The 6,767-nt window shown below is 70.5% G+C and carries 4 protein-coding genes and 1 pseudogene; 2 read left to right on the top strand and 3 right to left on the bottom strand.

Annotated features, from left to right (window positions below; genetic code table 11):
- Positions 1 to 921 (bottom strand): annotated as a pseudogene (locus J7E91_RS35575) (glycosyl hydrolase); the annotation flags it as partial.
- Positions 922 to 1,139: 218 nt separating this feature from the next.
- Between J7E91_RS35575 and J7E91_RS35570 the strand changes: the two are divergent.
- A complete protein-coding gene (locus J7E91_RS35570) occupies positions 1,140 to 3,116 on the top strand; it encodes an acetoacetate--CoA ligase (RefSeq protein ID WP_214911605.1) in 1,977 nt (658 codons plus the stop codon).
- Between the two features lie 90 nt (positions 3,117 to 3,206).
- Positions 3,207 to 4,106, top strand: coding sequence for a hypothetical protein (locus J7E91_RS35565; protein ID WP_214911603.1), 900 nt, complete (start codon positions 3,207 to 3,209; stop codon positions 4,104 to 4,106).
- A gap of 61 nt (positions 4,107 to 4,167) precedes the next feature.
- Here J7E91_RS35565 and ptsP read toward each other — a convergent pair whose 3' ends face one another.
- Complete coding sequence (gene ptsP / locus J7E91_RS35560; protein WP_214911601.1) at positions 4,168 to 5,838, bottom strand: phosphoenolpyruvate--protein phosphotransferase; 1,671 nt, start codon at positions 5,836 to 5,838, stop codon at positions 4,168 to 4,170.
- An 88-nt stretch (positions 5,839 to 5,926) separates the two neighbouring features.
- Positions 5,927 to 6,376 carry a PTS glucose transporter subunit IIA gene (locus J7E91_RS35555; protein WP_214911600.1) on the bottom strand — a complete coding sequence of 150 codons (450 nt, stop codon included), beginning with the start codon at positions 6,374 to 6,376 and terminating at the stop codon, positions 5,927 to 5,929.
- Positions 6,377 to 6,767: the final 391 nt, after the last annotated feature.

Below are 6,767 nucleotides of genomic sequence, written 5' to 3'. Positions count from 1 at the left end.
TTCGCCGCCGGACCCCCGCCACGCGTGCTGCGGACCCAGCGCCCACGACGGAGGGAGCACGGGCGCACCAGTGAGCGCGGACCAGCCCCGCAGCACGCGCGCCGGTGTCCCCGCCACCACCCAGCAACGCAGCGGCCCGCCGTCCATACGCAGCTCACTCGTGCCCGGCCGGTCGTGGCCCGACCCGGCCCCCTCCTCGCCCTCCCGCAGCGTCACCCGCCCTTCCCAGGTCGTGTCGTGGAAGACGAGATGTGCGCCGGCGTCGGAAACGACCAACTGCACCGGCATGGCGGTGGAAAGCGGCTCACCACCCGGATCGGGCCGCCCGCCGGGACCGGAGTTCCACAGGGCGTACGTGCCGTCCCGCAGCCGGAATCCGGAAGAACGCCCGCCGAGCCCGAAGAACCGCGCGTCCGCCGGCACCTCGCCGCGCTGCAGCCACCGCGCGGTCCCTCCCCCGACCGGCTCCCACCAGCGCGGCGGCAGGTCCCGGCGGAGCACCATGCCGCCCGGTGTACGGACCTCGACGGCACCGTGCCGCGAGACGGCAACCGTCAGCCGCTGCGACACCACCTGCCAGCCGCCGTCCTTGTCGGGCTCCAGCTCCGCCCTGGGGTCGGGCTCCGGGCACGCACCCGCGAGCGCGTACGAGGGCTCCGGCCCCGCGCCGTCCCAGCCCCAGAACACCGCCCCTCCCGCCGCGACCATCACCCGCAGCTCGGAGCGGGCGAAACGCAGCACCCCGCCACCCGGCTGCGGCTCCGCGCCCGTCACCGCACCGGGCACCCGGGCCCGCTCAGGTCCCCGCTGCCGCAGTCCCCAGGCATCCGTACGACGACGCCGCCACGCGGAGCGCGCGAACCGCAGCCCCCACACCGTGCCGACCAGTTTCACCGAGCGCACCAGGCCATGACCGTCCATGCGGCTCACCCTGCCACCCGGCCGGACGCGCACAGGGCGCGTTCAACTGCCGTTCACCCGTGGTGCCCGCACATGACCGGATCCCCGACTGTGGGGAGCCCACCCTGGTGCGCGAGACGATCACGTGGCATCGTCCCTGTCAGCCGTCTCGTGCGCACACCCTTCGCACGTGCGCGCACCACACGCACACCATCGCGTACAGCCCGGGAGCCGCCCCCATGTCCTCAGCAGCCAACACCGCGCCCCTCTGGCAGCCGGACGCGGACCGTATCGCCGCCGCCGCTGTCACCCGCTTCCAGAGCTGGGCGGCCGAGCGGTACGGAGCACCCGCCGACGGCGGATACGCGGCGCTGCACCGCTGGTCGGTCGATGAGCTCGACACCTTCTGGAAGGCCGTCGCCGACTGGTTCGACGTGCGCTTCTCCACCCCGTACGAAGCGGTCCTGGCCGACCGTTCCATGCCGGGCGCCCAGTGGTTCCCGGGAGCCACCCTCAACTACGCGGAACACGCCCTGCGAACGGCCGAAGACCCCTCCCGCGCGGACGACCCGGCCCTCCTGTACGTCGACGAGACCCACGAGCCCACACCGGTGAGCTGGTCCGAGCTGCGCCGCCAGGTGGGCTCACTCGCCGCCGAACTGCGCGCCCTCGGCGTACGCCCCGGAGACCGCGTCAGCGGCTACCTCCCCAACATCCCCCAGGCCACCATCGCCCTGCTCGCCACCGCCGCCGTCGGCGGAGTCTGGACCTCCTGCGCCCCCGACTTCGGCGCCCGCAGCGTCCTCGACCGCTTCCAGCAGGTCGAGCCCGTCGTCCTCTTCGCCGTCGACGGCTACCGCTACGGCGGCAAGGAACACGACCGTACGGACACCGTCGCCGAACTCCGCCGCGAGCTGCCCACCCTGCGCGCCGTGGTCCACATCCCGCTCCTCGGCACAGAGGCGCCCGAAGGCGCCCTGGACTGGTCCGCCCTCACCTCGGCCGACACCGAACCGGTCTTCGAGCAAGTCCCCTTCGAGCATCCCCTCTGGGTCCTGTACTCCTCCGGTACGACCGGCCTCCCCAAAGCCATCGTGCAGTCCCAGGGCGGCATCCTCCTGGAGCACTTCAAGCAAATCGGCCTGCACTGCGACCTCGGCCCCGCGGACCGCTTCTTCTGGTACACCTCCACCGGCTGGATGATGTGGAACTTCCTCATCTCCGGCCTCCTCACGGGCACCACGGTCGTCCTGTACGACGGCAGCCCCGGCTATCCGAGCACCGGCGCCCAGTGGCGCGTCGCCGAACTCACCGGGGCGACCCTCTTCGGCACCTCGGCCGCGTACGTCATGGCCTGCGCCAAGGCCGAGGTCCACCCCGCGCGCGACTACGACCTGTCCCGCGTCAGATGCGTGGCCACCACCGGCTCCCCACTCCCGCCCGACGGTTTCCGCTGGCTCCACGACGAGGTCGCGTCCGACCTCTGGATCGCATCGGTCTCCGGAGGCACGGACGTCTGCAGCTGCTTCGCCGGTGCGGTCCCGACCCTCCCCGTCCACATCGGAGAGCTCCAGGCCGCCTGCCTCGGCACCGACCTCCAGGCCTGGGACCCGCAGGGCAAGCCGCTCACCAACGAAGTCGGCGAACTGGTGGTCACCAACCCCATGCCGTCCATGCCGGTCCACTTCTGGAACGACCCCGACGGCAGCCGCTACCACGACAGCTACTTCGACACGTACCCCGGCGTCTGGCGGCACGGCGACTGGATCACCATCACAGACCACGGCTCCGTGGTCATCCACGGCCGCTCCGACTCCACCCTCAACCGCCAGGGCGTCCGCATGGGCTCGGCGGACATCTACGAGGTGGTCGAGCGTCTTCCCGAGATCAGGGAGTCCCTCGTCATCGGCCTCGAAGAGCCCGACGGGGGTTACTGGATGCCGCTCTTCGTCCACCTCGCGGAGGGCGCCACCCTCGATGACGCCCTGCGCACCCGCGTCAAGCAGGCCATCCGTACCGAACTCTCCCCGCGCCACGTCCCCGACGAGATCATCGAGGTCCCCGGCGTCCCGCACACCCTCACCGGCAAGCGCATCGAGGTACCCGTCAAGCGCCTCCTCCAGGGCACCCCACTCACCAAGGCGGTCAACCCGGGATCGGTCGACAACCTCGAACTCCTGCGCTTCTACGAGGAGCTGGCCCGCTCCCGCCACTGAGGAGCGGCGCCCCCTGACTTACGGAGAGTGCGTTGTCAGTGCAGTCGGTTACGGTGAGTGAGCAATGATCGACTGCGCTCAGGGGGAATCATGGCGCGCACCAAGTCCACGAAGCACCACAAGAGCAAGGCCATGCGCCGCACGCTTCGCCGCGAAGTACCCAGCACCGTGGGCCTGCTGGCCGACGAGCAGGACTTCGCCTTCATGACCGGCTACGGCACCTTCGCCTTCGACGACCACACGGCGTACCTCCAGGAAGTCGACGGGCTGCTCCGAGCCCTGGCGGCCCAGGGCGTGCACACCACCGTCGCGCTCTTCGACCCCGAAGACTTCCTGGAGTTCTGCCGGGCCACAGGAATCGACCCGGACACAGCGGAGAGCCGGACCCGCTTCACCGCGGAAGTCGCGACCTGCGGCGCCTCCCTCCCCTATACCGGCCAGCCCATGGACAGCCTCGTGCCCATGCTGATCAACGAAGCGGTCCGCCGGGCCACCTGGGAGTACGCCACCCTGCTCCTGGCCCGGCTGGGCAACTGCGCCGAATGCGGCGAGGACATCGGCCGTGAGTCCCTCGACCGGGCGTCGCGCCTCGTCACGCGCCTGCTCGAACAGGCCGGCCCCGGCAGCCACCACCTCGTCTGCAGTGTCCCGGCCGAGGAGGAACAACTCCTCGCCGTGCTCCACGCGGAGCGCACCGCCGGCGAGCCGGCCCACCTGACCGAGGCCGAAGGCGCAGAGTTCGTGACCGTCCTCGCAGCCGGTATCGCCGTGGAGAGCACCGGGGGAGTGGTACTGAGGACCACCGAGCCCGGAGCACCGGACCGGCTCCACGGCTGGCGACTCCACCGGGGCCGCCTGGTCGCACTCTCCGCCGGTGAGGTCTTCAGCGCCTACTGCACGGACGCGGACACCGGCGAACCAGTATCCCCGGAGCCCGGCGTCGAATACTGCCCGGGCTTCGAGATCGAGGACCCCGACACCCACCACTGAACGACCGAGGGGCTCCCGGCCACATGGCCAAGAGCCCCTCGGTCGATCCGACAACCGCCGGTCACTCCCCGGACAGCACCGCCTGCGCGGCCGCCCGCGCCTCGTCGGCGGTGTCCGTGGCACGCGCCGCCGCGGCAGCCCGCTCGCACTGGGCGAGCGTGTGCTTCGCCAGCGTCGCCCGGACATAAGGAATGGCCTTCGCACCCATCGACAGGGAGGTGACACCCAGACCCGTCAGTACGCAGGCGAGCAGCGGATCGGCCGCAGCCTCACCACACACGCCACAGCTCTTGCCCTCGGCCTTGGCGGCGTCGGCCGACGCCGCCACCAGGTCGAGCAGCGCGGGCTGCCACGGGTCCTGGAGCCGCGACACCGCACCGACCTGCCGGTCGGCGGCGAACGTGTACTGGGCCAGGTCGTTCGTCCCCAGCGAGAGGAACTCGACCTCCTGCAGAATCGAGCGCGCCCTCAGCGCGGCGGACGGGATCTCGACCATCGCGCCGAACTTCGCCTGCAGCCCGGCCGCACGGCACGCGTCCGCGAACGCCTTGGCGTCCGTACGGTCCGCGACCATCGGCGCCATGACCTCGAGGTACACCGGCAGGCCCTTGGCTGCCTTCGCCAGCGCGGTCAGCTGCGTCCGCAGCACGTCGGGGTGCTCGAGCAGCGACCGCAGCCCTCGCACACCGAGCGCCGGGTTCGGCTCCTCGGCAGGTGTCAGGAACTCCAGCGGCTTGTCCGCGCCCGCGTCCAGCACCCGCACGACCACACGACCCTCGGGGAACGCCTCAAGAACCGTCCGGTACGCCTCGACCTGCTTCTCCTCCGACGGCGCCTGCTTGCTGTCGTCAAGGAAGAGGAACTCCGTACGGAACAACCCCACACCCTCGGCGCCGGCCTCGACCGCGGCCGGCACATCGGCGGGACCGCCGATGTTGGCGAGCAGCGGGACCTTGTGACCGTCGGACGTGGCACCGGGACCCGTCGAAGCCGAGAGCGCGGCCCTGCGCTCGGCGGCAGCGGCCGCGAGCTCGGCACGCTTGTCGGCGGTGGGCTCGACGAAGATCTCGCCCGTGCTGCCGTCGACCGCGACGACCGTGCCCTCGGCCAGCTCACCGGCACCCGGCAGAGCCACCACGGCAGGCACACCCAGAGCCCGCGCCAGAATCGCGCTGTGGCTGGTCGGCCCGCCCTCTTCGGTCACGAAGCCCAGAACCAGCGTGGGGTCGAGCAGCGCCGTGTCGGCGGGAGCGAGATCCCGCGCGATCAGTACGTATGGCTCGTCGCTGTCCGGCACACCGGGCATCGGCACGCCCAGCAGACGGGCGACGATACGATTCCGCACGTCGTCCAGATCCGCGACACGACCCGCCAGGTACTCGCCGGCATTGGCCAGCAGAGCCCGGTAGGCGGCAAATGCGTCGTACACCCCACGCTCGGCCGTGCTTCCCACGGCGATGCGGCGATCGACATCAGCCATGAGCTCGGGATCCTGCGCCATCATGGCCTGCGCTTCGAGCACGTGCTGTGCCTCGCCGCCGGCCAGGTTGCCCCGCGCAATCAGGTCGGCTGCAACAGCTTCCACGGCCTGGCGGGCGCGCCCCTGTTCGCGCTCCGCCTCCTCCGCGGGAATCTGCTTGGCCGGCGGCTCCAGAACCGCCGTGCCCATGTGCCGGACCTCGCCGATCGCCACACCGTGGCTCACGCCGACGCCTCGCAGCGTTGTCTCCATTTCACCGTCTCCGATAGTTGCGGCGGGACCCTGTCCAGTCCCCCCGCGATGGATGTCGTACCCGCGGGCCGCCATTACGGCGCCGACGTCACTGCCAGCTGAAGAGCGCGTCGCCGGACTTCACGTCGCCGTCCTCGACGAGGTCGGCAAGAGAGTCGGCCGTGGCCTCGAGAGCAACGATCGGGCACACAGGCGACTTGCCGGCCTCTTCGACGGCTGCAGGGTTCCACCGCACGACGGCCTGGCCGCGCGCCACCGTGTCCCCCTTGTTCACGAGCAGCTCGAAGCCTTCACCATTGAGCTGCACGGTGTCGATGCCCAGGTGCGTCAGGACTCCGTGCCCGTCGGCGTCGACGACGACGAACGCGTGCGGGTGCAGGGAGACGATGACACCGGCAACGGGGGCGACAGCCTCCGACGGCTCACGTACGGGGTCGATCGCGGTGCCGGGACCGACCATCGCACCGGAGAACACCGGGTCGGGGACTGCGGCGAGTCCGATGGCGCGTCCAGCAAGAGGGGACGTCACGCTGGTCATAGGGCCTCCCAGGGGTGGAGAGATTCGAGTGCCGCCGCCACTACCCCAGGACGGCGTACTGGGCGTACTGTTTGAGAAGGGTAAGTCACTAGAAGTACCGGTTCCGCACGAGAGCTGCCGCTTGGCGGACCTAGGGGTGCACCGGCAACGGTTTGCCTCGTCTGCGGGAGCGATGTACTCTCGTAGTCCTGCCTGACACCAGCACGCACTCCATTGTGGGTCGCGGGTCGGCAGCTTCCGTCAAGTCCAGACCTTATCTCGGATCCGACGTTCAGCATGCCCGCAGAACGTTGGTCAGGGAAACGGAAAAGGACTGATAGAGTCGGAATCGCCGGAAAGGGAAACGCGAAAGCGAAGAACTGGAAAGCACCGAGGAAGTCGGACACGAAAG

This window comes from Streptomyces sp. ISL-99 (assembly GCF_018614005.1).
GTDB lineage: Bacteria > Actinomycetota > Actinomycetes > Streptomycetales > Streptomycetaceae > Streptomyces > Streptomyces flavidovirens.
The sequence above is the reverse complement of the archived record's forward strand: the minus strand, read 5'-3'. Positions and strand labels throughout refer to the sequence as shown.